Annotated in this window: 28 protein-coding genes and 3 tRNA genes; 12 read left to right on the top strand and 19 right to left on the bottom strand. The window is 71.3% G+C overall.

Annotated features, from left to right (window positions below):
• Positions 1-37 precede the first annotated feature (37 nt).
• Together purF and purM are read left to right on the top strand one after the other, a co-directional pair.
• Entirely contained in the window at positions 38-1,582 is a 1,545-nt protein-coding gene (purF, locus tag K415_RS0105045) for an amidophosphoribosyltransferase (protein WP_024286004.1), read from the top strand.
• Positions 1,579-2,703: a phosphoribosylformylglycinamidine cyclo-ligase gene (purM, locus tag K415_RS0105040; protein WP_024286003.1), complete on the top strand. Its 1,125-nt coding sequence runs from the start codon at positions 1,579-1,581 to the stop codon at positions 2,701-2,703. The genes purF and purM overlap by 4 nt, the downstream gene beginning before the upstream one ends.
• A 128-nt stretch (positions 2,704-2,831) precedes the next feature.
• Here the strand turns inward: purM and K415_RS0105035 are convergent, their stop codons facing one another.
• The gene (locus tag K415_RS0105035; protein WP_024286002.1) at positions 2,832-3,035 is read right to left on the bottom strand and encodes a DUF3073 domain-containing protein; all 204 of its coding nucleotides are present in this window, start codon (positions 3,033-3,035) and stop codon (positions 2,832-2,834) included.
• Between the two features lie 435 nt (positions 3,036-3,470).
• Between K415_RS0105035 and K415_RS0105030 the strand changes: the two genes are divergently transcribed.
• The 3 genes from K415_RS0105030 to K415_RS0105020 all read left to right on the top strand — a co-directional run bounded on the left by K415_RS0105030 (position 3,471) and on the right by K415_RS0105020 (position 5,923).
• Positions 3,471-3,680, top strand: coding sequence for a BldC family transcriptional regulator (locus K415_RS0105030; protein ID WP_024286001.1), 210 nt, complete (start codon positions 3,471-3,473; stop codon positions 3,678-3,680).
• 177 nt (positions 3,681-3,857) lie between these two features.
• Positions 3,858-5,387 carry an Ada metal-binding domain-containing protein gene (locus K415_RS0105025; protein ID WP_034661041.1) on the top strand — a complete coding sequence of 510 codons (1,530 nt, stop codon included), beginning with the start codon at positions 3,858-3,860 and terminating at the stop codon, positions 5,385-5,387.
• Positions 5,384-5,923, top strand: coding sequence for a methylated-DNA--[protein]-cysteine S-methyltransferase (locus K415_RS0105020; RefSeq protein WP_024285999.1), 540 nt, complete (start codon positions 5,384-5,386; stop codon positions 5,921-5,923). The genes K415_RS0105025 and K415_RS0105020 overlap by 4 nt, the downstream gene beginning before the upstream one ends.
• A 56-nt stretch (positions 5,924-5,979) precedes the next feature.
• On the opposite strand, the gene K415_RS0105015 is transcribed toward K415_RS0105020, so the two are convergent.
• The 5 genes from K415_RS0105015 to K415_RS0104995 form a co-directional block, all read right to left on the bottom strand.
• Positions 5,980-6,261: a DUF3618 domain-containing protein gene (locus K415_RS0105015; RefSeq protein WP_024285998.1), complete on the bottom strand. Its 282-nt coding sequence runs from the start codon at positions 6,259-6,261 to the stop codon at positions 5,980-5,982.
• Complete coding sequence (locus K415_RS0105010) at positions 6,258-6,677, bottom strand: phage holin family protein (RefSeq protein WP_024285997.1); 420 nt, start codon at positions 6,675-6,677, stop codon at positions 6,258-6,260. The genes K415_RS0105015 and K415_RS0105010 overlap by 4 nt, the downstream gene beginning before the upstream one ends.
• A 195-nt stretch (positions 6,678-6,872) precedes the next feature.
• Positions 6,873-6,948: transfer RNA gene (locus K415_RS0105005), tRNA-Phe, on the bottom strand.
• A 58-nt stretch (positions 6,949-7,006) separates the two neighbouring features.
• A tRNA-Asp gene (locus K415_RS0105000) sits at positions 7,007-7,080 on the bottom strand.
• Between the two features lie 70 nt (positions 7,081-7,150).
• A tRNA-Glu gene (locus K415_RS0104995) sits at positions 7,151-7,223 on the bottom strand.
• Between the two features lie 155 nt (positions 7,224-7,378).
• On the opposite strand from K415_RS0104995, the gene K415_RS0104990 reads away from it, so the two are divergent.
• Both K415_RS0104990 and K415_RS0104985 read left to right on the top strand, forming a co-directional pair.
• Complete coding sequence (locus tag K415_RS0104990; protein WP_024285996.1) at positions 7,379-7,732, top strand: metallopeptidase family protein; 354 nt, start codon at positions 7,379-7,381, stop codon at positions 7,730-7,732.
• Between the two features lie 43 nt (positions 7,733-7,775).
• Positions 7,776-8,681 (top strand): LLM class flavin-dependent oxidoreductase, encoded by a 906-nt coding sequence (locus K415_RS0104985; protein WP_024285995.1) that lies wholly within the window; start codon positions 7,776-7,778, stop codon positions 8,679-8,681.
• Between the two features lie 25 nt (positions 8,682-8,706).
• On the opposite strand, the gene galE is transcribed toward K415_RS0104985, so the two are convergent.
• On the bottom strand, positions 8,707-9,690 hold the full coding sequence (gene galE / locus K415_RS0104980) for a UDP-glucose 4-epimerase GalE (protein WP_024285994.1): 984 nt from the start codon (positions 9,688-9,690) through the stop codon (positions 8,707-8,709).
• A 144-nt stretch (positions 9,691-9,834) separates the two neighbouring features.
• The gene (locus K415_RS0104975) at positions 9,835-10,107 is read right to left on the bottom strand and encodes a GlsB/YeaQ/YmgE family stress response membrane protein (RefSeq protein ID WP_024285993.1); all 273 of its coding nucleotides are present in this window, start codon (positions 10,105-10,107) and stop codon (positions 9,835-9,837) included.
• 141 nt (positions 10,108-10,248) lie between these two features.
• On the opposite strand from K415_RS0104975, the gene K415_RS0104970 reads away from it, so the two are divergent.
• Positions 10,249-11,736, top strand: a complete 1,488-nt coding sequence (locus tag K415_RS0104970; RefSeq protein ID WP_024285992.1) for a mechanosensitive ion channel family protein — start codon at positions 10,249-10,251, stop codon at positions 11,734-11,736.
• A 7-nt stretch (positions 11,737-11,743) separates the two neighbouring features.
• Here the strand turns inward: K415_RS0104970 and K415_RS0104965 are convergent, their stop codons facing one another.
• A complete protein-coding gene (locus K415_RS0104965) occupies positions 11,744-12,517 on the bottom strand; it encodes an SDR family NAD(P)-dependent oxidoreductase (RefSeq protein WP_024285991.1) in 774 nt (257 codons plus the stop codon).
• 242 nt (positions 12,518-12,759) lie between these two features.
• On the opposite strand from K415_RS0104965, the gene K415_RS0104960 reads away from it, so the two are divergent.
• Positions 12,760-13,041 carry a hypothetical protein gene (locus tag K415_RS0104960; protein ID WP_024285990.1) on the top strand — a complete coding sequence of 94 codons (282 nt, stop codon included), beginning with the start codon at positions 12,760-12,762 and terminating at the stop codon, positions 13,039-13,041.
• Between the two features lie 50 nt (positions 13,042-13,091).
• On the opposite strand, the gene K415_RS0104955 is transcribed toward K415_RS0104960, so the two are convergent.
• From K415_RS0104955 to adhP, 3 genes are all read right to left on the bottom strand, one after another.
• Entirely contained in the window at positions 13,092-14,033 is a 942-nt protein-coding gene (locus K415_RS0104955) for a phosphotransferase (RefSeq protein ID WP_024285989.1), read from the bottom strand.
• A gap of 18 nt (positions 14,034-14,051) precedes the next feature.
• Positions 14,052-15,293 carry an EAL domain-containing protein gene (locus K415_RS22515; RefSeq protein WP_197024672.1) on the bottom strand — a complete coding sequence of 414 codons (1,242 nt, stop codon included), beginning with the start codon at positions 15,291-15,293 and terminating at the stop codon, positions 14,052-14,054.
• Positions 15,294-15,499: 206 nt separating this feature from the next.
• Entirely contained in the window at positions 15,500-16,510 is a 1,011-nt protein-coding gene (adhP, locus tag K415_RS0104945; protein ID WP_034662045.1) for an alcohol dehydrogenase AdhP, read from the bottom strand.
• Positions 16,511-16,791: 281 nt separating this feature from the next.
• On the opposite strand from adhP, the gene K415_RS0104940 reads away from it, so the two are divergent.
• Positions 16,792-18,312 carry an aldehyde dehydrogenase family protein gene (locus K415_RS0104940; RefSeq protein WP_024285986.1) on the top strand — a complete coding sequence of 507 codons (1,521 nt, stop codon included), beginning with the start codon at positions 16,792-16,794 and terminating at the stop codon, positions 18,310-18,312.
• Between the two features lie 8 nt (positions 18,313-18,320).
• Entirely contained in the window at positions 18,321-18,680 is a 360-nt protein-coding gene (locus K415_RS0104935) for a DUF779 domain-containing protein (RefSeq protein ID WP_024285985.1), read from the top strand.
• Positions 18,681-18,751: 71 nt separating this feature from the next.
• Here the strand turns inward: K415_RS0104935 and K415_RS0104930 are convergent, their stop codons facing one another.
• Positions 18,752-20,179 (bottom strand): GAF domain-containing protein, encoded by a 1,428-nt coding sequence (locus K415_RS0104930; protein WP_231494829.1) that lies wholly within the window; start codon positions 20,177-20,179, stop codon positions 18,752-18,754.
• 446 nt (positions 20,180-20,625) lie between these two features.
• Here K415_RS0104930 and K415_RS0104920 point away from each other — a divergent pair, with 446 nt between their 5' ends.
• A complete protein-coding gene (locus tag K415_RS0104920) occupies positions 20,626-23,013 on the top strand; it encodes a TIM-barrel domain-containing protein (RefSeq protein ID WP_024285983.1) in 2,388 nt (795 codons plus the stop codon).
• 240 nt (positions 23,014-23,253) lie between these two features.
• Here the strand turns inward: K415_RS0104920 and K415_RS24885 are convergent, their stop codons facing one another.
• From K415_RS24885 to K415_RS0104890, 6 genes are all read right to left on the bottom strand, one after another.
• A complete protein-coding gene (locus K415_RS24885) occupies positions 23,254-23,388 on the bottom strand; it encodes a hypothetical protein (RefSeq protein ID WP_255347116.1) in 135 nt (44 codons plus the stop codon).
• Between the two features lie 213 nt (positions 23,389-23,601).
• Complete coding sequence (locus tag K415_RS21420) at positions 23,602-24,345, bottom strand: ASCH domain-containing protein (RefSeq protein WP_197024671.1); 744 nt, start codon at positions 24,343-24,345, stop codon at positions 23,602-23,604.
• A gap of 69 nt (positions 24,346-24,414) precedes the next feature.
• Positions 24,415-24,774: a hypothetical protein gene (locus K415_RS0104905; protein WP_024285981.1), complete on the bottom strand. Its 360-nt coding sequence runs from the start codon at positions 24,772-24,774 to the stop codon at positions 24,415-24,417.
• A gap of 62 nt (positions 24,775-24,836) precedes the next feature.
• Positions 24,837-25,145, bottom strand: a complete 309-nt coding sequence (locus K415_RS0104900) for a hypothetical protein (protein ID WP_024285980.1) — start codon at positions 25,143-25,145, stop codon at positions 24,837-24,839.
• Positions 25,142-25,318, bottom strand: coding sequence for a hypothetical protein (locus tag K415_RS23835; protein ID WP_155859370.1), 177 nt, complete (start codon positions 25,316-25,318; stop codon positions 25,142-25,144). Before K415_RS23835 ends, K415_RS0104900 begins: the two co-directional genes overlap by 4 nt.
• Before the next feature lie 3 nt (positions 25,319-25,321).
• On the bottom strand, positions 25,322-25,834 hold the full coding sequence (locus tag K415_RS0104890) for a hypothetical protein (RefSeq protein WP_024285979.1): 513 nt from the start codon (positions 25,832-25,834) through the stop codon (positions 25,322-25,324).
• Between the last annotated feature and the right edge of the window lie 29 nt (positions 25,835-25,863).

The raw sequence follows: 25,863 nt of genomic DNA, 5'->3' as shown, positions 1-25,863 counted from the left end.
GGACGGCCGCCGTCCCACGGTGTGACAACATTGTGGCGTGGCCCGTGGTGACGGACGTCTGACGCACGACCTCTTGCCTGGCGAGAAAGGTCCTCAGGACGCCTGTGGCGTCTTCGGGGTCTGGGCTCCCGGCGAGGAGGTCGCCAAGCTCACCTACTTCGGCCTCTATGCGCTGCAGCACCGGGGCCAGGAGTCGGCGGGGATCGCGACCTCCAACGGTGAGCAGCTCCTCGTCTACAAGGACATGGGCCTGGTCTCCCAGGTCTTCGACGAGACAGCCCTCAACGCCTTGACCGGGCACCTGGCCATCGGCCACACCCGCTACTCCACGACCGGCGCGTCCACGTGGGAGAACGCCCAGCCGACGCTCGGCGCGACAGCGGGCGGGACGGTGGCGCTCGGGCACAACGGCAACCTGACGAACACGGCCGAGCTGGTCGACCTGGTCGCCGAGCGGTACGGCTCGAAGCGTCGTGGCGAGCTGGCGCGCGGCAACACCACCGACACGGCGCTGGTCACGGCGCTGCTCGCGGGCGACCCGGACCACACCCTCGAGGCGACCGCGATGGAGGTGCTGCCGCTGCTGCGGGGTGCCTTCTGCCTGGTGTTCATGGACGAGCACACCCTGTACGCGGCGCGCGACCCGCACGGCGTGCATCCCATGGTCCTCGGCCGGCTCGAGCGGGGCTGGGTCGTGGCCAGCGAGTCCGCAGCCCTCGACATCGTCGGTGCGTCGTTCGTCCGCGAGGTCGAGCCCGGCGAGCTCATCACGATCGACGCGGACGGCTTGCGCAGCCAGCGCTTCGCGGCGGCGACGCCGACGGGCTGCGTCTTCGAGTACGTCTACCTGGCACGGCCGGACACCGCGATCGCCGGCCGCTCGGTGCACGCCGTGCGGGTCGAGATGGGTCGCACCCTCGCCCGCGAGTTCCCGGTCGAGGCCGACCTGGTCATCCCCGTGCCGGAGTCCGGGACGCCGGCCGCGATCGGCTACGCGGCAGAGTCCGGGATCCGGTACGCACAGGGCCTGACCAAGAACGCGTACGTCGGTCGCACCTTCATCCAGCCGTCGCAGACCTTGCGTCAGCTCGGCATCCGGCTCAAGCTCAACCCGCTGCGTGAGGTCATCCGGGGCCAGCGCCTCGTCGTCGTGGACGACTCGATCGTGCGGGGCAACACCCAGCGCGCCCTGGTGCGCATGCTTCGCGAGGCCGGCGCGGCCGAGGTGCACGTGCGGATCTCCTCGCCGCCCGTGAAGTGGCCGTGCTTCTACGGCATCGACTTCGCGACCCGGGCCGAGCTCATCGCCACGGGCCTGTCCGCGGAGGAGGTCGGCCGGTCGATCGGTGCCGACTCGCTGGGCTACATCTCCCTCGAAGGCATGGTGGCCGCGACCGAGCAGCCCGCCGCCCAGCTGTGCATGGCCTGCTTCACCGGTCGATACCCGATCGAGCTCCCGCCGGCGGCCCGCCTCGGCAGGAACCTCCTGGAGCAGAGCGAGCTGCCGCTGGGTGCCCCGGAGGACGGTCTGGCCACGTTGATGAGCGGCGTCGGCGGCGTCGGCGCGCTGGACCACCCGTGAGCGGCCACGACGGTGCAACGCCCCAGGTCACCTATGCCTCGGCCGGTGTCGACACCGCGGCCGGGGATCGCGCCGTCGACCTGATGAAGGGCGCTGTGCGTGCGACGCACGGCCCGCAGGTCCTCGGTGGCTTCGGTGGGTTCGCCGGTCTGTACGACGCCTCGGCGTTGACCGGCTACCGCAGGCCCCTGCTGGCGACCTCGACGGACGGCGTCGGCACCAAGGTCGCGATCGCCCAGGCGCTCGACGTGCACGACACGATCGGCTTCGACCTCGTGGGCATGGTGGTCGACGACATCGTCGTGGTCGGCGCCGAGCCGCTGTTCATGACCGACTACATCGCGACCGGCCGTGTCGTGCCGGAGCGGGTGGCCGCCATCGTCCGCGGGATCGCGGCGGCCTGTGCGGAGACCGGCACCGCGCTGATCGGCGGCGAGACGGCCGAGCACCCCGGTCTGCTCGGGCCGGACGAGTACGACGTCGCCGGTGCGGCCACCGGTGTCGTCGAGGCGGACGACGTGCTGGGCCCGGACCGGGTGCTGGCGGGCGACGTGGTGATCGCGATGGCGTCCTCGGGCCTGCACTCGAACGGCTACTCCCTGGTTCGACGGGTCATCGAGGTCGCCGGCTGGCGCCTCGACCGGGACGTGCCGGAGCTGGGTCGGACGCTCGGGCTCGAGCTCCTCGAGCCCACCCGGCTCTACACGCGTCCCTGCCTCGACCTGGCCAGGTCGGCCGGTGCGCACGTCCACGCGTACAGCCACGTCACCGGCGGCGGCCTGGCTGCGAACCTGGCGCGCGTGCTCCCGGCCGGGCTCGTCGCCGACGTCGATCGCTCGACCTGGACCGTCCCGCCGATCTTCGACCTCATCCGTGGCCTGGGCGGCGTGCCGTGGCACGACCTCGAGTCGACCCTCAACCTCGGGATCGGGATGGTCGCCGTCGTCGGCGCGCAGGGCGCTGACGAGGCCATCCGTCGCCTCGCAGCCGCTCAGGTGCCGGCCTGGGTGCTGGGAACCGTCCGGATCGACGAGGGTGAGAGCGGGCCCGACATCGTCCGGGGCACCAAGGGCGTTCACGCGGGTGCCGTGCACCTGCGGGGGAGCTACCGCAGCCGTTGAGCCCGTGACTCGCGGGTCAGGTACTCGCGGGTCAGGTCATCGCGTGTTCAGTCACTGAGCGCTGTCGGTCGGCCGAGGAGGAGTCGGCCACAGGGGACGGCGAGCGGCCACCGGGGACGGCAAGCAGATCAGCGCTCGTCGGCGGTCCAGTCGGCGTACTTCTCGGCGTCCTCGTGCTTCTCCGGAGCGTGGCGGCTCTCGGTCGCTACGTCGGTACGGCGTCCACCGGACGTGAGCTCCTGCTCGAGGGCGCGATAGTTCGGCTCGTAGCTCGAGTACTTGAGCTCGCGAGCGACCTTCGTCTGCTTTGCCTTCTGACGGCCGCGCCCCATGGCATCGACCCCCTCCAACGTAGAAGCGGGGCGGCACCGTGCTGTCACGTGCGGCCCCGGGGTGCTTGTGCTTCGTCGTGGGCTAACGGTACATGGCCTGCGGCCCTTCCGGCGACTCGCTCTGTGTCCGGCTGTCCCGGCCGGGGGGTGAACTGCGTCCGGTCCGCCCATCGGACGGTTCTCACATTCACGCTTTCGACGGTCGGTCACCCGTGTCACGACCGATCCGACACCGGTCACGACGGCGGACGACTGATCCGAAAGTCATCGAGAACCCGGACGGTGCAGATCGCGGACGTGTCGCGAGCCCACGTTGCGCGCGCCCGGCATGTCGCGAGTAAGGTGATTTGATACACATTTGTGATGACGTGAACAGGTCGGAGCGACGCACCGGACGTCCGCCGCGCTCCTTCGGCCCACCGGAGGGAGGATCACGTGTCAGCACGCCCGATCAGCTCCGAGGCGCTCCTGACGCCGTCGGAGGTAGCCGAGCTCTTCCGCGTCGACCCGAAGACGGTGACGCGCTGGGCCAAGGCCGGGAAGATCACATCGATCCGGACCCTGGGTGGCCATCGGCGCTACCGCGAGGCCGAGATCCGTGGCCTCCTCGGTGGTGTCCCGGGACAGCGGGCGGCCAGCGCCTGACCCGGGCGCACCCCCGGCAAGCACGGCGGCGGCGGCTACCCCACATGGTCGGCGCTGCCGCTCTCCTTGACCGCCGGGCCCCACCGACCCACGGCCCGGCCTCGACCCGTCCCGCAGGGTCACGGCGATGTCCGATTCTCGCCAGACCGCGTCGCGGGGGCATGTGACGATGTGCCCATGACAGCGTCCCCGGCTCCGACGATCGACAGCGACGTCGCCTATCGCGCTGTGATGGGTCGCGACCCGCGGTTCGACGGCCGCCTGTTCGTCGGGGTCCTGAGCACCGGCATCTACTGCCGGCCGTCGTGCCCCTCACGGACACCCAAGCGGGAGAACTGCCAGTTCCACCTGACGGCGGCCGGCTGCGTCGCGGCCGGGTTCCGGGCCTGCCGCCGATGCCGCCCCGATGCCCTGCCCGGCTCACGCGACTGGGACGTCGACGCGGATCTCGCGCACCGCGCCCTGCGCCTGATCGGCGACGGCGCCGTCGACGACGCCGGCGTCGCGGGCCTGGCACGGCGCGTCAACGTCAGCGCACGCCACCTGCACCGCGTCCTGGTCGCCCAGGTCGGAGCCTCCCCGGTCCAGATCGCTCGGACCCGCCGGGCGCAGGTGGCCCGGATGCTCGTCGAGCAGACGTCCTGGCCGATGAGCGACGTCGCCTTCGCGGCGGGCTTCGCGAGCGTCCGTCAGTTCAACGACGTGTTCCGCGCCGAGTACGGGGCGACGCCGACCGCCCTGCGCCCGCAGCAACCGATGCGCGGCGCGTCGACCGGTCCGGGGGCGTCGACCAGTTCAGGGGGGTCGACCGGTCCGGGGAGCGGCTCCGGGCTCCCGCGGGGCGACCGGGGCGCGACGCTCACCGTGCGGTTGCGCACCGCCCAGCCGATGCATGCCGAGGCGTACCTCCGCCACGTGACGGCCCGGGCCGTGCCGGGCCTCGAGGCGGTCGACGGCGCCACCGTGCGTCGCGTCGTTCCCGGCCGCGGCGGCCCGATCCTGGTCGAGCTGACTGTCGACGGCCAGGTCACGGCCCGGCTCAGCATGACGGCCATCGACGACCTGCCGCGGGTGGTCGGGCGGCTGCGGCACTGGGCCGACCTGGATGCCGACCCCGTGCGCGTGGACGCCGTTCTCGGCGCGGACCCGCTGCTCGCGCCGATGGTCGCCGCGCGGCCCGGTCTTCGCGTGCCGGGGACTGCCGACCCGGCTGAGCTCGCGATCCGCACGGTCCTGGGTCAGCAGGTGAGCGTCGCCGCGGCGCGGACCTTGACCGCGCGCCTGGTGGCCACCTTCGGTGAGCCGACGGTGTTCGGCCTGAGCCAGTTCCCCACGCCCGACCGGCTCGCTGCGGCGGGTCCGGACGTGCTGGCCCGGATCGGCCTGACGACCGCGCGCGCCGCGACCCTGGCCCGGCTGGCCGAGGTGCTCGCCGCCGGCCTCGACCTGGGTCCCGGCGCCGACCGGGACCTGGCCCGGGCCACGCTCGGTTCGATCCCGGGGGTCGGACCCTGGACCGTCGAGTACGTCGCCCTGCGGGCGATGGGCGACCCCGATGCCTTCCCTTCCCACGACCTCGTGCTGCGGCAGGCCCTGGGTGGCCTGTCCGCCGCCGAGGCGGGGCGCCGCGCCGAGGCCTGGCGGCCGTGGCGCGGCTATGCCGCGCAGCACCTGTGGACCTCTCGAACCTGGATGGAGACACCATGACCACCTCGACCTTGCTCGCCGGGACGGTGCCGACCCCGGCCGGCGCGATGTGCCTGGCCGTCACGCCGGACGGCGTCGTGCGGGCGGCCGGGTTCGGCGACCTCGACCTGTTGCTCGGCCGGCTGAGCCTCGCGGAGCCCGCCATGGCGGCCGGGGCGGTGCAGGCGCGCCGGGTGACGATCGACGAGCTGCCGGCGGCGGTCGTCGACGCGGTGCGTCGGTGGGCAGCGGGGGAGGTCGGTGCCCTCGACGTGGTTCCGGTGGACCAGCCGGGCGGGCCGTTCTTCCAGGACGTGTGGCGGGCCATGCGCCGGGTGCCGGCGGGCACCACCGTGACGTACCGCGAGCTCGCCGAGATGTCCGGCCGTCCGGCGGCGGTGCGCGCCGCCGGCTCGGCCTGCGCCCGCAACCTGGTGGCGCCCTTCGTGCCGTGCCATCGCATCGTGCGCAGCGACGGCACCCTCGGTGGGTATGCCTACGGCCTGGACGCCAAGCGCGCGCTGCTGGACCACGAGCGCGGTGCCCTGGCCGGCTGACCCCTCAGCGCTCGCTGGCCGGCTGACCCCTCAGCGCTCGCTGGCCGGCTGACGCCTCAGCGCTTGCGCAGGATCGCCCCGACGAGGGCCGCTGCCGCCGCGGCAGCCGCACCGATCACGACCCAGCCGGTCCTGGAGGGCTCCGGCTCACCGAGCGGCCGCACCTCGCCGGTGACCCGGCGCTTGAGGTCGACCAGCGCGATCTTGGCCTCGTCGGCGGCGTGCGCCGCCTGGGTGCGCGGGTTGAGCCGTTCGGAGAGCTCCTCGACGGTGCTCCTGAGCTCGGTGCGGGTCCGGGCGATCTCCGCCTCGATCTCCTCGGGTGTGGTCCCGCTCATGAGGTCAGTCCTTCCTTGAGGGCCTCGACGTCGGCCTTGATGCTGGCCTGCGCGCGCTCGGGCATCGGTGGGGAGCCCTGATCGAGGGAGCGCTTGCCGACGGCGACCATGACGCCGGCGACGACCAGCAGGATGACGGTGACGATGAGGGCCGCGAGCCAGGCCGGCACGGCGTTGGCCAGACCGAGGACAGCTGTGGCGATCAGGGTGGCGAAGGCGAAGAAGCCGAGGAACGCCGCTCCGGCGAACAGGCCGCCGCCGATGGCCGCGTGCTTGGCCTTCTCGGTCATCTCGGCCTTCGCGAGCCGGATCTCGTCCCGGATGAGCTGGGAGAGCTTCTCCGAGAGAGTGCTCACGAGCTCACCGATGCTCGGCCGGGCGTCGTTGCGATCGGGAGTGCTCTGCGTGCTCGTCACCTCACCACGTCCTTCTTCCGTCCTGGGTACCTCGGGCGTCGGCCTCCTGGCCGGTCCCGGTCCCCATTCTGGGTCACCCCGCAGCGGAGCGCAGTCCGATCGGCGATCGCGGGGCCGTCGGCCGTGCCGGAGACGACGACGCCCCGCCAGGTCAGGGTCCTCTGACGGGCGGGGCGGGTGCTCTCGCGGACGAGATGGTGGCCACTGGCAGGGTCGAACTGCCGACCTTTCGATTTTCAGTCGAACGCTCTACCAGCTGAGCTAAGTGGCCGTGCTGTGCTGATGTCACAGACGTCGACGCCCGGTCTGCTGACCGGGCGGACGACGAGCGACCCCGACGGGACTTGAACCCGCGACCTCCGCCGTGACAGGGCGGCGCGCTAACCAACTGCGCTACGGGGCCTTGTGGTGAGACAAGGTTCCTGTGCTGCTTCGTTCTCCGTGCTGGTCCTGCTGGTGGTGCGTACTGCTCGTACCCCCAACGGGATTCGAACCCGTGCTACCGCCGTGAAAGGGCGGGGTCCTGGGCCGCTAGACGATGGGGGCCCGTGTCATGGACGCCCGTGACGTCTCGCGTCGAAGACCTCAGAAAGCATACGGGAGCCGCCTGGTATCTCCAAAGCGGCCCCGAGGATCGCGCACGGCGAGCGGCGAACGGCGATGACGCCGACGACCGCGGGCGATGGTCGACAATGGATCCCATGGTCGAGATGTCGCGTGCGGAGTTCGAGGGAGCCGTCAGCGACGCCCTCGATCTCATCCCGGCCGAGCTCGCGGCCCAGATCGACAACGTCGTCGTCCTCGTCGAGGACGACGCCCCCGACGACGAGCCGGAGCTGCTCGGCCTCTACGAGGGTGTTGCCCTGACCGAGCGGGACGGCTGGTGGGCTGCCGGCTCGCTGCCCGACCGGATCACGATCTACCGCAACCCGACGCTCGCCATCTGCGAGACGGTCGAGGAGGTCGTCGAGGAGGTCGCGGTCACGGTGGTGCACGAGGTCGCGCACCACTTCGGCATCGACGACGAGCGGTTGCACGAGCTGGGCTGGGACTGAGCCGGTCGACCGACCGGCCGGCCGTCGGACCGAGGGAGACACGATGCGGATCGGGATCGTGCTGCTGCCCCAGCAGCGCTGGCACGTCGCGCGCGAGCGCTGGGTGCGTGCCGAGGAGTACGGCTTCGACCATGCCTGGACCTACGACCACCTGGCCTGGCGGACGCTGGCCGACGAGCCCTGGTTCGCGACGGTCCCGCTGCTCGCGGCGGCCGCGGTGGTCACCGAGCGGATCCGGTTGGGCACCTGGGTCGCGAGCCCGAACTTCCGCCACCCGGTGCCCTTCGCCAAGGACGTCATGGGCCTCGACGACATCAGCTCCGGACGCTTCCTGCTCGGCCTCGGCGCGGGCGGCACGGGCGCCGACGCCGACGTCCTGGGGCCGGGTCCGGTGCCGCGCGTGCGGGCCGCACGCTTCGAGGAGTTCGTCGACCTCCTGGACGAGCTGCTGACGCAGCCGGTGACCGAGCGCACCGGGGAGCACTTCGAGGCGCACGGGGCGCGGATGATCCCGGGCTGCGTACAGGCTCCGCGGGTCCCGTTCGTCGTGGCCGCGAACGGTCCGCGTGCCCTGCGCGTCGCGGCCCGCCACGCCCAGGGATGGGCCACCTACGGTCCGTCCCTCGAGCCCGAGGCGATCGAGGCCATGGGCACGGCTGCGGCCACCGAGCTCTGGTGGGACGGGCTCGCCGCCCTGGTGGGGCGGTTCGAGGCGACGGCGCGCGAGATCGGGCGCGACCCGGCGAGCGTCGACCGGTACCTGAGCCTGGACGGTGCGCCGGTGTTCTCGATGGACTCCTACGACGTGATGGCGCAGGGCGTGGAACGTGCGCGCGCGCTCGGGTTCACCGACGTCGTCGTGCACTGGCCGCGCGCTGCGGGCGTCTATGCCGGGCGCGAGGCCGTGCTCGAGGAGATCGCGAGTCGGCTGCCTGAGCTGCGCGCCTGACGGTCCGGGGTCGGTCCGGTGCGGGTCAGGAGTCGGCAGTGTGCCGGCGGGCGTCCCACGCGCTGGCGACCATGTCGAGGAGCGTGTTGCGCATCTGCCAGTCCAGGTCGCGTGCGGCGAGCTCGCCCGACGCGACGATCCGGGCCGGGTCGCCCGGTCGGCGCGGGGCGAGCTCGGGGGTGAAGTCGATCCCGGTGACCTCGGCCATCGCCGTCATGATCTGCCGGACCGAGACGCCGTCGCCGCTGCCCAGGTTGTAGACCGGCTCGAGGGTCCGCCCGGCCGCCAGGGCCCGGGCCGCTGCGACGTGCGAGACCGCCAGGTCGGCGACGTGCACGTAGTCGCGGACGCAGGTGCCGTCGGGCGTCGGGTAGTCCGTGCCGTTGATCCGAGGCGTGCGCCCCGCGACGAGGGCGTCGAGCACCAGCGGGAAGAGGTTGTGCGGGCTGGAGTCGTACAGGTCCTCGCGCCCGGAGCCGACCACGTTGAAGTACCGCAGCGACGTGTGGCGCAGGGGAGCCGGGCCGTCGGCACTCGCCCGGGCCTGGTCCCGCAGCAGCCACTCGCCGATCAGCTTGGTCTCGCCGTAGGGCGACTCCGGCAGGGTGGGGGTGCGCTCGGTGACCACGTCCGTGTCGGGGGTCCCGTAGACGGCGGCACTCGAGGAGAAGACGATCCGGGTGACGCCGGCCTCGCCCATCGCGCGCAGCAGGCTCACGGTGCCCGTGACGTTCTGGTCATAGGTGTGCAGCGGGCGGTCGACGCTCACCCCGGCGTACTTGAAGCCGGCCAGGTGGACGACACCGGTCACGGCGTGGTCGCGCAGGGCTGCCAGCACCAGGGGTGTGTCGAGGATGCTGCCCCGCACGAACGGGACGCCGTCCGGCACGAACTCGGCGTGCCCGGAGGAGAGGTCGTCGATCACGACCACGTCGAGCCCTCGGTCGATGAAGGCCTGCACGACGTGCGAACCGATGTAGCCGGCACCGCCGGTAACCAACCAGGTCATGGGTCGACCATATCAACAAACCCGAAAGAAAATCAACAAAGCCAAACAGGGATGATCGGGCGCCGGTCGGTCCCGCCGGCCGGGACGCACCGGCCGGACGCACCGGTGCCCGGCGGCACGTGGCCACCGGGCGCTCGGGGGCGGTCAGAGGCGGCGCCGGCCGCCGAGCGTGCGAGCGGCGAACGTCACGCCGATGACCGCGAGGCCGATCTGGATGAAGAGCTCGATCCAGTCGATGCCGTCCGTCGTCTCGACACCGAGGGCCCGGGCGAGCAGTGAGCCGAGGAACGCAGCCACCACCCCGACGATGATCGTCATCGGGATCGAGATCTTCTGTCGCCCGGATGCGAAGAACCGGCCGAGGGCACCGATGATGATCCCGACCACGAGCGCACTGATGATGCCGTCGATCTCCATGGCGAGACCCTTTCGTCGATGGTCCTGGTCGAGGGACGCCCCGTCCAGATGAGGGACGCTAGACGCAGACCGTGGGGTTCGCACGTCGAGAGCGCGACGCACCGCGGAGCCGAAGTGCCCGGATCGCCCTACCCTGGGCCCGTGACCCTGACTCTCCCCCCGACGTCCTTCCTGCCCCTCGCCGCCCGTGCCGCGGTCGATGAGGGCTCCGGCGGCGCGTCCGGCGTCGCCGTCGTCCTCGCCGTGGCCGCCGCCCTGATCGCGGCCATCCTGCTCGCCGAGGTCGTCGCCGCCGTCGTGCGGGCGATCGGTCACCGCTCCTGGTTCGCCCAGAACCTCTCGCGCCGGTCCCGGCGTCCGTTGCGGGCCGTGCTGCTCGTGGCGGCGGTCTGGATCGCGGTGCGACTCGTCACCGAGCAGCCGCCGGCCGGTCCTGATTGGCTCCCGGCCTTCGAGCACGTGCTGCTCATCGCCACGATCATCGGGGTGGCCTGGCTCGTCGGGACGCTGGCCTTCGTCGCCGAGGACGCCGCGGTCGCGCGCTACCGGACCGACGTGCCGGACAACCGGCACGCCCGACGGGTGCGCACCCAGGTGATGGTCCTGCGCCGGATCACTGTTGCGGTCCTGGTGGTCTGCGCCGTGGCCGGCGTGCTGCTGACCTTCGACGCCGCGCGGACCGCGGGCGCCGGCCTGCTGGCGTCGGCCGGGTTGGTGTCGATCGTGGTCGGGCTCGCTGCGCAGACCGCGCTCGCGAACATCTTCGCCGGCGTCCAGCTCGCGTTCACCGACGCGATCCGGGTCGACGACGTCGTGGTGGTCGACGACGAGTGGGGCCGGGTCGAGGAGATCACCATGACCTACGTCGTGGTGCACCTCTGGGACGACCGGCGCCTGATCATGCCGTCGACCTGGTTCACGACCAACCCGTTCGAGAACTGGACCCGGCGGGCGGCCGACCTGCTCGGCACTGTCGAGCTCGACCTGGACTGGGCGGTGCCGGTCACCGAGATGCGTGCGGAGCTGACCAGGCTGCTGCAGTCGAGCGACCTGTGGGACCACCGGGTCGGCGTGCTCCAGGTCACCGGGGCGACCGGCGGCCTGGTCCGGGTGCGGGCCCTGGCCAGTGCGGCCGACGCCCCGACCCTGTTCGACCTGAGGTGCAACGTGCGCGAGGGCCTCGTGCTGTGGCTCCAGCGCGTGCACCCGGAGTCGCTGCCGAAGACCCGGCTGGAGCAGGTCCCGTACCTCGACGCCGGTGGCGCCCGACGCGACGGCGCTCACCCGACCGGCGCTCACCCGACCGGCGAGCAGCCGGTCACGGGCGTGCAGCCGATCACCGGGGAGCAGCCGATCACCGGGGAGCAGCCGTCCACCGGCGGGACGCCCCCGGGCGAGACGACGACCACCGGCGAGACGGCGACCCGTCGGCGCAGGGCAGCGGCCGGCCGGCCGGACGACACCGTGCGGCTCGACGTCGACCGGGACGCGCGGCTCTTCACCGGCAGCCTGCAGGCGATCGAGAGGTCCAAGGCCTTCGCCGGCCCCGGCGAGGACGTGATCGCCGAGCGCGAGCAGACCGCCGAGGGCCCCGTCGTCGGAGCCGAGCCGCGACGACACACGCAGTAGCGCCCGCTCAGCGCGGCAGCGTGACCCCGGTGATCGTCGCGAGGCGCGCGAGCAGGCCGTCCTGCAGCGCCACGTCGGAGGCCTGCGGGTTCGCCTCCTGCAGCGCGAACCGCTTGACGTAGCGGCCGGTCACCCGGGCGTCGTCCTCGTCGCTGGTCGCGAGCCACACCTGGGTCGCGGCACCGTCGCCGACCTCGTCCCAGGCGTCCGGACCGCCGAGCTTCGTCTTGATCCAGCCGGGGTCCACCGCCGTGGCGAGCACCCCCGGCCACAGCCGGGCGACCGCGAACGCGAGCATCACGTCGCAGAGCTTGGAGTCGGAGTACGCCTGCATGCCGTCCCACGGTCGGCCGGCGTGCTGCAGGTCGTCGAGGGCGACCGAGCCCTGGGCCTCCAGGCCGGAGGTGAGGTAGACCAGGCGCGCCGGACGCGGCATGAGGGCGGTGAGCAGGTACGGCGCGACGGTGTTGACCTGGAAGATGCGCTCGATGCCATCGGCTGTGACGGTGCGTTCCGTGGCCCCGCCGCCCACCCCGGCGTTGTGGATGACCGCGTCGAACGGCCCGGCGGCCGTGGCGTCGGACGCAAGGTCGCGGGTCTGCGCGAGGGATGCGAGGTCGCCGACGACGACGTCCCGCAGTCCTGGGAGCCGGCTGTGCACGTCAGCGGCGCGCTGGTCGTCGCGGGCGTGGGCCACGACGTCGTGCCCCGCCTCGAGGAGCAGCCGGGCCGACTCCAGGCCGATGCCGTCGGTCGAGCCGGTGACGAGGACGCGTGACATGGGGGCTCCCTGGGTCGGGGGAACGCCATCGTCCCACCTGAGGTTCCCCGACCGGCGACGCCGTGGCCGACGTCGTGCCGGCCACGACCGTCATGATCGGTCTGTCCACCCAGTGGACGGTTGGCGCCCCAGCGTTTGCGGCCCTGGCCGAGGCTTGTCACGGTGGACGCGCCCGAGACGTCCGGGCCTGGATCTCCTCGATCCCCCGGACTGTCACCCCCGGCACGATGAAGGAGCGACCTGTGCTCACGCTGACCGACAACGCCCGATTCGCACTCCAGGACATCGCCACCCGCGCAGGGCTGCCGGACGACGGCGGTCTGCGGATCGCCGAGTCCCCGGTCCAGGAGGGCAGCTTCGAGCTCTCCCTGGTCCCCGAGCCCGTCGACGGCGACGAGGTCATCGAGGCGGACGGCGCCCGCGTCTTCGTCGAACCGCTGACCTCGACGATCCTCTTCGACCAGCAGCTCGACGCCGCCCCGTCGGACGACGGCACCGGCTTCCTGCTCGCCCCCCAGGGCTGAGCCGAGCGCCCTGGACCGCGCCTCGCCTCGACGACTGAGAGAGCCGCGGGTCATTCCACGGCGCGGCCGAGGCCGGCCAGGGTCTCGGCGAGCAGGGCGTCCATGCCCTCGCCCGCCGCGTACTCCGCGAGGGCCGCGCTGACGGACACGGCGGTCGTGCGGGCCCGCAGCTCACGGTCGGGCGGCACGTCGCCGTAGGCGTCCAGGAACGCCGTGCGTGACGCGCCCTCGAAGGCGGAGTAGCCGATCATCAGGTCGACCGACGGGTCCGCCAGCGCCGTGTCGCCCCAGTCGATCACCCCGGCCAGGGCCCTGCCGTCGACCAGGACGTGGCGCGCGTGCAGGTCCCCGTGCACCAGGACGGCCTGCCCCGGTGGTGTCGGCGGCGCCGCCGCGGCGCGGTCGAGCAGCACGTCGACGCGTGGGTCCGCCGCCCAGATGCCGGCCGCGACGAGCCGGCCGAGACGTTCGCGCGCCCGGGTCGCCGTCCGGCTCGCGTCCGCGCGACCCAGCGGATCCGACGGCAGTGCGACGTCGGATGCCGCCGCAGCCGTCGTCGTCGCCGCGGCGAGGTCCGGCGCATGCAGCTCGCGCAGGAAGCTGCCGAGCGACGCCGCGACGTCGGTGCGCTCGGCAGACGGCAGCCCGGCCTCGGCGAGCTCCCGACCCGGCAGCGCGCGCGTGCCCCAGAACGGCCAGCCGACCTCCGGCGTCGGGGTGCCGACGAAGACCGGGTGGGGGATGGGCACCGCGAAGCGGTCCGCGAGGTGGCGCAGCACGGCCAGCTCGCGGCGCGACCCGTCGAGGGCGATCCGCCGGTGGATGAAGCGGAAGAGCCACGCGTCGCCGACGGCGAGCACGACGTTGTCCCAGCCGGCGTCGAACGTGCGGACCGGCAGGCCGGCGAGGTCGGGGAACTGCTCGGCGATCACGCGTCCGGCGAGCTCTGCGTCGATGACTCGTTCGGCGGTCCACTCACGTCGTCCGGTCATCGGCCGAGGATAGACGTCTCAGCCGGGCGGCGACGGGTTGCCGGCGGTGATGCGCGCTCGCTGGTTCGTGATCACCGGGCTCACGCCGGGCACCGGGAGGGACTGCGGCAGCCCGACGAGGAAGCCCTGCACGGCGTGCGCGCCGAGCGACGCCCACGTGGTCAGGTCGCCGACCTCCTCGATGCCCTCCACGACCAGCTGGGCGCCGGTGCGGTGGGCGAACTCGATGAGCGAGCCGGCCAGCGCGCGGCGCAGCGGGCTCCCCGCGAGGTTCTGCGTCAGGGACATGTCGAGCTTGATGGTGTCCGGGGCAAGCTGCACGATGTGCCGCAGGCTCGCGAACCCGGCGCCCGCGTCGTCGACGGCGATCTTGACGCCCATGAAGCGCAAGGCGTCGACAGTCCCCTGGAGCAGGTGATAGTCCTCGACGACCGCGTGCTCGGTGATCTCGACGGTGAGCTGGCGGCCGTGGGCGGAGCGGACGAGGTCGAGCATGCCGGCCTCGCCCAGGGTCGCCGGCGAGGCGTTGACGGACAGCTCCACGGTGGGCGGCAGCTCGTGGGCGGTGGTGAGCGCCAGCTGGATCGCGGCGAGCTCCAGCTCGGTGCCCCGGCCCACCTGGTGCGCAGCGGCGAACCAGAGGTCCGGTGTCCGGTACGGCTCGACGTCGAACCGCGTCAGCGCCTCGACGCCGATCAGCATGCCGTCCGCGAGCGAGTAGATGGGCTGGTAGACGGAGTGGAACGCCTGGGTGTCGATGACCTCGTCGATCAGGGGCAGCAGGCTCTCGTCCACGTCGGGCCCACCGGACTCGGACCGGGTGATCGCGTTGCGGACCTCCGAGGCGAGCTGCTGCTGGTAGACCCGGTCCCGCATGGTCAGGGCGAGCGATGCGATGCTCCCGACGATCATGAACATCGCCGCCCGGAACAGCCAGCTGCCGACCTGCTGCGGCTCGCCGGTGACCGTGCTGAGCGGCATCAGCGGACCGCAGATCACTGCTGCGACCGCGGACGTGCCGATCGACCCGCGCAGTCCGAACGGCAGCGTGGCGAGGATGATCGGGATGTAGAACAGGTGGGGCAGGGCGCGCTGCGTGCCACCGCTCGTGTAGACCGCGACCCACGCTGCGACGAGCATGACGCCGAGCGTCAGGACGGCCACCCAGGCGGGCACCTGCACACCACGCACGACGGCGCGGTCGACCCAGCCCAGGCCGGCCGGTGGTGTGGCGGCGACCGGGATGGCAGTGCGTGTCATCGGCGCCCCCTCCATGGCTGCTCAGGTCCGCTTCGTACCGGTGTACCCAGTGTGTCGGCATGTCGGGCAGGCAGGTAAAGGGGTGTCCTCCACCGAGTTGCCGGCCCTCCGGTGGGCAGGCAGCGGCATCGGATGAACCGGACGAGCCGCACCCCAGCGGCGCGGTTCGTCCGGCCCGGTCCTCCGAGCTCGGTGCGTGATCGCGATCAGTACGTGATGACCACGCGCCCGTCGATCTGGCCGCGGCTCATCTCGCCGAAGATCTCGTTGATCTCGCCGAGTCCCCGAGTGGACACCGTCGGGTGGATCTGGCCGCGTGCGTAGAAGCTCAGGGCCTCGTCCAGGTCCTGGCGGGTGCCGACGATCGAGCCCCGCACGGTCAGCCCCTTGAGCACGATCTCGAAGATCGACGCCGGGAAGTCACCTGCCGGGAGGCCGTTGAACACGATGGTGCCACCCCGTCGCGTCATGCCGATCGCCTGACCGAACGCTGACGGGTGGACCGCCGTCACGAGCACACCGTCGACCCCACCGGTCGCCCGCTGCACGGCCGCAGCCGGGTCGCCCTCGCGCGCATCGACGACGACCTCGGCACCGTGCTTCTTCGCGAGCGCGAGCTTGTCGTCGGCGATGTCGACGGCGACCACCCGCAGCCCCATGGCCCTCGCGTACTGCACCGCGATGTGCCCGAGGCCGCCGATCCCGGAGATGGCGACCCACTGGCCGGGGCGCGCCTCGGTCATCTTCAGACCCTTGTAGACCGTGACACCGGCGCAGAGGATCGGCGCGACCTCCGTCGTGTCCACACCGTCGGGGATGCGTGCGGCGAAGCGCGAGTTGACGAGCATGTACTGACCGAACGAGCCGTCGACGCTGTAGCCGGCGTTCTGCTGCTTCTCGCAGAGGGTCTCCCACCCGGTGCGACAGTGCCGGCAGGTGCCGCACGCGGACCAGAGCCAGGCGTTGCCGACCAGGTCCCCGACGGCCAGGTCGTCGACGCCCGCACCGATCGAGACGACGGTGCCGACCCCTTCGTGGCCCGGGATGAACGGCGGGCTCGGCTTGACCGGCCAGTCGCCGTTGACCGCGTGCAGGTCCGTGTGGCAGACGCCGCTGCTGATGAGCTCGACGAGGGCTTCACCCGGTCCAGGCTCCGGGATCGGGACGTCCTCGATGGTGAGGTCCTCGCCGAACGCCGTGACTACGGCCGCCTTCATGGTCGTCATCTCGAACTCCTTCGTTGGTGATGGTGTGCACGGATCGGCTGGTGGAACCGGGGTGGACGGCGGTGCCCGGTACGAGCACGACGGACCAGGGGCGCCGCCCCGTTGCGGCGCGCCACGACGGGCAGGCTAGGCAGGTCGACGTTGCGCGACCGTTGCACGCCGCCCTGGTTGACGCGGCTGACACCCGGGTGTTCAGTCAAAGGCACGGTGCTCGCCGTGTAGGCCGACGCGGCACCGACACGAGGTTCACTGCCGTGCAAAGGAGCAACGACATGAAGTACGTCGCACCCGGCCAGCCCGGAAGCATCGTCTCGGTCAAGCCGAGATATGAGAACTTCATCGGTGGCAAGTGGCTCGCGCCGACGCACGGCAAGTACCGCGTCGACGTGACCCCGGCCACCGCCGGGCCGATCGCCGAGGTGGCCGAGTCCACACCGGAGGACGTCGAGCTCGCTCTCGACGCCGCACATGCTGCGAAGGACGCGTGGGGTGAGGCGACGGCGACCGAGCGCGCCGCGGTGCTCAACGCCATCGCCGACGTGATCGAGAAGAACACCGAGATGCTGGCGGTCGCCGAGAGCTGGGAGAACGGCAAGCCGGTCCGGGAGACCCTCGGCGCGGACATCCCGCTGGTCGTCGACCACTTCCGCTACTTCGCCGCAGAGGCACGTGCGGAGGAGGGCACCTCCACGGAGATCGACAAGGATCTCGTCGCCTACCACTTCCGTGAGCCGCTGGGTGTCGTCGGGCAGATCATCCCGTTCAACTTCCCGCTGCTCATGGCGGCCTGGAAGCTCGCGCCGGCGCTCGCGGCCGGCAACTGCTCGGTGCTCAAGCCGGCCTCCCCGACCCCGTGGTCGATCCTCAAGCTGATGGAGGTCATCGAGGACGTCCTCCCGCCGGGAGTGATCAACGTCGTGACCGGCCCCGGTGCGGAGATCGGCAAGGCGTTGGCCACCAACCCGCGGATCGCGAAGATCGCGTTCACCGGTGAGACGGTGACCGGGCGGCTGATCATGCAGTACGCGGCGCAGAACCTGATCCCGTCGACCACGGAGCTGGGCGGCAAGTCGCCGAACATCTTCTTCAGCGACGTGATGGCGCACGACGACGAGTACCTCGACAAGGCGATCGAGGGTCTGGTGCTCTACGCCTTCAACAAGGGCGAGGTGTGCACGGCCCCGTCCCGGGCGCTGATCCAGGAGGACATCTACGAGGAGTTCATGGCGCGCTGCCTGGCGCGGATCGCCAAGATCAGGCAGGGCGACCCGCTGGACACCGAGACCATGATCGGGCCGCAGGTCTCCAAGCAGCAGATCGAGAAGATCGCCTCGTACGTCGACATCGGCCGCGCCGAGGGTGCCGAGGTCCTCATCGGGGGCCACCGGGCATCGATGGAGGGCGACTTCGCCGGCGGCTACTTCTACGAGCCGACGGTGCTCAAGGGCCACAACAAGATGCGGGTGTTCCAGGAGGAGATCTTCGGCCCGGTGCTGGCGGTCACCACCTTCAAGGACGACGAGGAGGCGTTGGCGATCGCCAACGACACCCTCTACGGCCTGGGCGCCGGGGTCTGGACACGCGACGGGAACCGGGCGTACAAGATGGGCCGCAAGATCAAGGCCGGTCGCGTGTGGACGAACTGCTACCACGCGTACCCGGCCGGCGCGGCCTTCGGTGGCTACAAGATCTCCGGCGTCGGCCGCGAGAACCACCGGATGATGCTCGACCACTACAGCCAGACGAAGAACCTGCTGGTCAGCTACAGCACCAAGCCACTCGGCTTCTTCTGAGGAGTGTGATGTCGGAGCCAACGATTCCGGCACGCATCACCGCCACCCCGGCGGCGCGCGAGGCGATCGCCCGCCTCCGCGCCGCGCGGGGCGCTCCGGTGATGTTCGTGCAGTCCGGCGGATGCTGCGCCGGCAGCACACCGATGTGCTTCCCCCTGGGGGAGTTCATCATCGGCGACGTCGACGTGCTGCTCGGCGACGTCGACGGCAGTCCGTTCTACATCGACAAGCGCCTCGACGAGGCGTGGCACCAGGACGTCTTCCTGCTCGACGTCGAGGAGGGCGAGCCCGAGGACTTGTCGCTGGCGGCTGGGGACAACCTGCACTTCGTCACGCTCTCTCCCGCCTGCGTCGTGCCGACGGACTGAGGCTCCCGCCGCGGGACTGCCGCCCTCAACCACCGGCGCAGTCCCGCCGCGGGATGGCGGCCGGTGCCCGGTCAGCCGGAACGGTCCGGGCCGGCGTCGAGGGTGAGCTCGCGGTCCAGGAGGTCGGCGTGCGCGCGAGCCCGTATCCACCCTGGAGACCCCTCCGGATGCAGGGTGAGCAGCCGCTGCCACGCCGCCCAGTCGCCCACCCCGGTCGGGCTGCGGGTCCACGCCTCGAGGGCCGTCGGGTCGTTCGTCCGGGCGAGCGCGGCGCGCATCTCCGCATCGAGCTCCGTCCGCAGCTCGATGACCCCCGGTGCCTCCGACCGAGGCAGCACCGGCCCGCGGTAGAGCTCCACGGCCCCCGCGACGTCGTCCCGGGAGAGCCGTTCGTGCACGTCGTCGATGTCGGTGCGGATCCGGCCCTCGGGGCGATCGGTGAGCCGGTAGGGCCGGGAGCTGCCCAGGAGGTCACCGGCAGTGTGGCGCAGGCGCGACATCTCGGCCCGGACCGTGACGCTCGAGAGGGTGCCGGGGTGCAGGAGCGCGGCGAGCGCGTCACCCGTCAGCCCGGTGGGGTTCCTGCTGAGCAGGAGGAGCAGCTCGGCATGGCGAAGCGTCGCGACCTGGCGGACGCCGCCGCGCAGGAGCGTCCCCGTCAGTGTCCCGAGGACCTCGAGCCGCCAGGCAGACCCCGACCCCGGGTCGCCCGGGGTGATCCCGGGGAGGGCTTCGGCGGCAGCGTCGGGTGAGCGGGCACGCCGGACGCGCGAGCGGCGAGTGGTGTCGTCCAACCTCGCCCGCAGGGCACGAACCGCGAGCTCGGACTCCATCGCGGCCACCGTCGCGCGCACGAGCGAGTGCATCTGCGGCGAGGCCGCCGGGTCGCGTCCGGTCACGTCGAGAACGCCGAGCAGGCGACCCGTGACGGGGTCGTGCACCGGCGCTGCCGTGCAGCTCCACGGCTGCATGGCGCGCGTGAAGTGCTCTGCGCCGAACACCTGCACCGCGCGATCCGTCGCCAGGGCCATGCCGGGCGCGTTCGTGCCGGTGTCCTGCTCGCGCCACTGAGCGCCCTCGACGAAGCCGACCCGCTCGACGGCGCTCCGCACGACGCGATCGCCTTCGACCCACAGCAGGCGACCCGCGTCGTCCACGAGCGCGACGAGCATGCCCTCCGAGCCGCCGCCATCGAGCAGCAGCCGGCGCGCGATCGGCATCAGCGGCGCGAGCGCGTGCCCGCGTCGGAAGGCTGCGAGATCCGCGCCGGCGACGTCCACGGGTGGTCTCGGGGTCTCGGGGTCGACGCCGCTGCCGCGGCTGCGCAGCCACGACTCCAGCACCACGCGGCGCACCCGCGCCCGCGCCCGCGGCGAGCCTGGGTCGCCGCTCGCCGCGCCGCCCGACATGAACAGCTCGTGGGCGACGCGCAGGCGTGCGGCCACGTCGGCGGGATCGGCTCCGCTGGGCCAGGCGATCCACGGGCTCGTGGGCGTCAAGCGGTACATCCCCTCGACGTCGTCGTCGGGCGGTGCGGGCGGTGCAGGCGATGCAGGCGACGCACTGCGGCGCGGTGAGTCCCGCGCCCCCTGAACGGTAGCCCGACGAGCCCGACCCGGGTAGGGCTCCATCGGCCGGTCAGGGTCGGCGACGGGGTGTGGTCGCGATGACCCGAGCGACCCAGCAGCTCGTCATCCTCACGAGCTCCTGACGTCGGCTGCGAACTCGTCGTTCTCATCGACCCGGAGGGGTTCAGTGCGGGCATCGACGCAGCGGTCGGTCGTCATGTCGGACGCCGTCGGCACTGACAGGAGCGCGTCCGCTGGTGTGGATCAGACCACCGGGCATGCTGGGGGCACATGCCCGGCGATCGATACCGCGCGCCACCTCGTGGACGCGCGCACCAGGTCCCGGCAGATCGCGCCGGGAGAGAGGGGTTCGGCTCATGCCTAGGACGGACCACTACGTACGCTTCGATCGGGTCGACTCCGTCGAAGAGACGGACCACGGGATCATCGCGACCCTTCACGGCGAGCGCCTCCGGATCGATGTCGTCCGCGACACCGTCGTGCGGGTGAAGATCAGTCGCGGCGGAGTGTTCGACGAGTCGCCGACCTTCGCCGTGTGCGTCGATCCCCTGGCGCACGGCGTGCCGTTCACGGTCGAGAACGCCTCAGGCCTGGTGCGCCTGCGGACTGCGGAGATGGTGATCTCGCTGTGGCTGGACCTGTTCCGGATCGACGTGCATCGGACCGACGGCAGCCCGGTCGTCGAGACCGTGGTGGACGTCGAAGGTCGGTACTGGAGCTACGCCACCCTCAACGACGCCTTCGTCGTCCGTCGGAGGTGCCGCCGGGAGGACGCGATCTTCGGTCTCGGGGAGAAGTCAGGACGCCACAACCGCCGGGGGCGCGAGTTCACCCTGTGGAACACCGACGTCCTCGCCCCGAAGGCGACCGGTGAGATGGACACCAGTACTGACGCCGACCCGCTCTACGTCTCGATCCCGTTCTTCTACCACCAGGCATACCCGACGGGTGCGATCGCCGGATCCTTCGTGGACAACGGCTATCGCGCGAGCTACGACTTCTCACCGGGCGAGGAGTACGCGGTCCAGTTCGACGGCGGTCAGTACACCGAGTACATCTTCGCCGGCCCTGACATGCCGGCGATCCTCGAGGACTACACCTGGTTGACCGGGCGGACCGCTCCACCCCCGCTGTGGTCGCTGGGCTACCACCAGTGCCGCTGGTTCGACTACTCACAAGATGCGGTCGAGACCCTTGCTCGGCGTCACCGCGATGCCGGCATCCCGTGCGACGCCCTCTGGTTGGACATCGAGCACCTGGACGGATACCGGGTCTTCACCTGGGACACCGACCGGTTCCCCGACGTGCCCGGCATGCTCACCCGGCTCGATGACCAAGGTTTCAGAGTCATCACGATCGTCGACCCGGGGGTCAAGCACGACCCGGGCTACTGGGTCTTCGACCAGGCACTCGAGCGCGACGTGCTGTGCCGCACCGCGGGGGGCGACCACTACATCGGCCAGGTCTGGCCGGGCAGGACGGTCTTCCCGGACTTCGTCACCGAAGAAGCCCGGGCCTGGTGGGGCGAGCTGAACGCCGCGCACGTGGCATCGGGCCTGGCCGGGATCTGGAACGACATGAACGAGCCGGCCACCGGTGCGATCGACGCGGCGGCGATGAGGTTCGGACGAGGGCAGTACTCCCATGAGCGCTATCACAACCAGTACGCCCTGCTGATGGCGATGGGAACGACCGCGGGGCTGCTAGAGGCGATGCCCGAGAAGCGGACGTTCGTGTTGTCGCGGGCCGGTTCCGCGGGCATTCAGCGGTACGCAGCCAACTGGCTGGGCGACAACGCATCCCGGTGGGACCACCTGTCGCTGAGCATCCCGATGGCCAGTGGGTTCGGGATCTCCGGGCAGGCCTTCGTCGGTGCGGACATCGGTGGCTTCTGGGGGGACACGAACCCGGAGCTGTTGCTCCGTTGGATGCAGTACGGAGCCCTGACGCCGTTCTGTCGGAATCACACCGGTGCGAACACCGTCGATCAGTACGCCTGGGCGTTCGGCACGGTGGTCGAGGGCTACGTGCGCGAGGCGATCCGCCTTCGCTACAGACTCATGCCCTATGTCTATGCCAGCTTCCTGCGCGCATCCGAGAGCGGTGCCCCGGTGCAGCGCCCCTTGGTGTTCGACCACCAGTACGACGCGCTGGTCCGGGACATCGACGACCAGTACCTCTTCGGCCCCGACCTGCTTGTGGCGCCGGTCCTGGCGCCGGGCGTGACGTCCCGGCAGGTCTACCTTCCGGCGGGGACCTGGTTCGACTGGCACACCGGTGAGCGCCACCGCGGCAAGCAGTACGTCAGAGCGACGACCCCGATGGATCGAATCCCGATCTACGCCCGCGGAGGAGCCGTCATCCCGATGTGGCCGGAGGCCCCGGCGTCCACCGACGGGTACTTCCCTGCACTCATCGAGCTCCACCTCTTCGTCCCGGACGGTGACGACACGTCGACGTCGTTCCTCCAGGAAGATGACGGGATCACCTTCGCGGCCTCGGGCGGCGCCCGCGTCCGGACCAGCTTCGAGGTCACCCGCCAAGGCAGCGAGGTGACGGTCCTGGCGGGCGTCGAGGGGGACGGGTTCCCACAGTCCGCCCGCGAGGCCTTCCACCTCGTCGTCCACGGGGCGGTACCCCGCGCGGTACGACTGGACGACGAACCACCTCGTGCCTACCTCGGCCGCGTCCCGATCCCCAACACGGGTCAAGGATTCGTCGTCCGACTCGATCTGGGGGCCTGAGCAGTGCGCAGTGGTGCGGGCTCACGACGTGGGAGCCACGACGGCGCAGCGGGCGGAGATCACTTCGCTCTCCGGGCGTCGGCTCCGCCGCCATCCCGCAGTATCGCGGTCATCCTCTTGCCCCTGGCCAGCTCATCGACCTGACCTTGCTGTCCGGACGCCACGTGATCGTCCCGACGAACGCGTGCTGATCGGCGGGACGTGCGTTCGCGCCGACGAGGTCGATCTGTGACGGTTCGGTCAGTGGTGCTGGTGGGCCAGGGCCGTGGCCAGGCGCTCGATGAGGTCGTACGGGATCGGGTCCCGGTACGGGAACCTCAGGGTGTCCTTCTGTGCCCGGTAGGGGGCCACCTCGGCCTCGAGGTCCGGGGTCATGGGCGGGAACCGGGTAGATGCCTACGTGGTGCTTCCAGCCCGCGAAGTGGAGTGCGTACCGGCCGCCCAGCACGACGGCGGGCATCCCGTAGCGGATCCGTTCCTCGGCCCCGGGCAGTGCCCGGCGCATCGCAGCCGCCACGTCGGAGAGCACCGGCTGAACATCTGCGGGGAAGGTGGCGATGTACTCCTCGGTGGTGGTGACCGGATCGTTCATGCGCTGCGGCTCCTGGGGGTGCTGTCGCTGTGCAGTGAGGTGACGTGGAACCGGACCACTGCCACCTCGGCGTCATCGGCGAGGTCGGGGTAGTGGTGGTTCAGTCCGGCACGCAGTGACGCGACGGAGCCGGCGTTCTCGCGGGTCGCATCCTCCTCGGTCAGCCGGTCCAGGCGTGTGCAGCCGACCTCGTCGACGACGCCGGGGAGCCGGCGAAGGCCGTCGTCGTCCTCGAAGACGAACCATGCCGGCCCCACCGAGACCGGATCGTCGAAGCGGATGGTTGCCGTCTTCAGGCCGGCTCGCACGCCGTCGTAGTAGGCAGGGCTGAACCGGATGAACCTCTCGGGTGACGCGTCCGGGTAGTCATAGGCGAACGGCAGCAGCTTTCTGATCGGCCGGTAGTCCGGCCCCTGCGCGGTCGGGACGATCACGAAGCAGTCGGGGTGCTGGTCGAGGATCGTCTGACGGCATCGGCCGCACGGCGGCAGGACGCCGCGACCACCATTGCCGACGGCGACGATCGTCGTCAGCGGCCCGGCCGACGCGGAGGCCGCCATGCCCAGCACGACAAGCTCAGCGCAGGGCCCGCCGGTGAAGTGGTACACGTTCACGCCGGCGTAGATCGTCCCGGTGGTGTCCATCGCGGCAGCGGCCACGGTGTGGTTCGGATCCCCGCCGAGGCTCTCGGCGAGCTCGGACGCGGCCTTCAGGACACGCAGCTCGTTGGGGTAGAGCACGCACGCATCCTGACAGAGCCACCCGCCGGCGCGGACGCCGCTGGGGAGGCGCGCCCTGGTCTCGGCTCCTCACTGCCGCGTCAGCGTGACGACCTCCTGGCCGCCGGTGGTCAGGGTCATCGTGTCCCCGTCGATCGCGACCTGATAGGTGATCTGGTTCGGCGCCTGACGCACGACCAGGGAGTAGTAGCCACCGGTCGAGGTCGAGGACAGGGTGCACGTCTCCGGTCCGCCGATGTCGAGGACGGACGTCCCGTTGTAGTACATGCCGGAGCACGACCCGTCACCGTTGATGATCTTGGTCTCGGATCCGTCGGAGGCGGACCAGGTTCCGGTGATGCTGACCGGCGACGACGAGCAACCCGCGACCATCGCGGCGGAGACTGCGATGACCGTCGAGATGGAGGCGGTCCGGGTGACTGGACGCATGAGACTTCCTCTGGGGTTGGCATCGGGGAGTGCTGGAGGCAGGACGGCGAGCCGGGGTTCGGTCACCAGGTCCCGGAGTCCCAGTCGGTGACGTCTTCGAGACGCCCCTCGGGGTTCTCGCTCGAGAACGGACCGCAGAAGTCCACGATCGCCTGAGTGACGCCGAGGATGTTGCCGGTGTCCGTGGGCTCCAGGTCGTGGGCGGCGAGCAGGTCCATGGTGACCTCGGCCTGCTCGCCAGGGCTCAGCGCGCCGTACTCGGCGCACGTCAGGTCGTCGGGTGAGCTGCAGCCCGACAAGGTCGCCGCTGCCATGGCGGTGACGATGCACACGGCTGTGGCCCGTCGCCCCGCGACCGTCCGGCGGTTCATGGCTGGGCCCGATCCTTGAGGGCCTCGCCGGTGGCGAGCAGTGCCGCGCCGCCCAGACCGAGCACGATCAGGACGGGGACCTGACTGGGGTAGAAGCCGATGATCGAGGCCCAGACGATGGCGACGAGGGCCATCGCCCCGCCGACGACGCGAAGAACGGTGACGAGCTGCACGGTTCACTTCCTCATTCCGACGGGGACCAGGTGGGTCTGACTCGTGCCGCCCTGGGAGGTGACGGCTTCGGCGATCTGTTCGCGCACTTCCCGCATCCGACTCGTGATCCCGCTGGACTGGATCACGCCGTCGTGAGTCGTCCAGTTGGTGACGCGGTAGGTGCCGACGGTGCCGCCGGCGCCGTCGGGCTCGAACGCGGCGGCGCCCGACCACTCGGTGCCGAGCTTGTTGCCCAGGGCCACCCGCAGCAGATCGGGTCGGGACTCGCTGACGTGCATCTTCCCGACGAGGGTGGGGACCTCGTGCGGCAGGGCGAGTCGTGCGTCGACCGCCCGGCACACGCTCTCCGGGGGGGACGGGGCGGCGAAGGTCAGGACGGTGTGGATCTCGTCGACGCCCTTGGAGTTCGTGTTCTTGTAGATCACCTTGGCGGCACCATGGCTGATGCCCTTCTTGATGTACTGGATGGCCACGACGACCGCGACGATCCCGATGAGCACGAGCAGCGTCTCCATGATCGATCCCTCCGGGTCATGCCCCGGGA

It is taken from the genome of Cellulomonas sp. KRMCY2 (assembly GCF_000526515.1).
GTDB lineage: Bacteria > Actinomycetota > Actinomycetes > Actinomycetales > Cellulomonadaceae > Actinotalea.
Note: the sequence above shows the minus strand (reverse complement) of the source record. Positions and strands in the feature narration are given on the sequence as shown.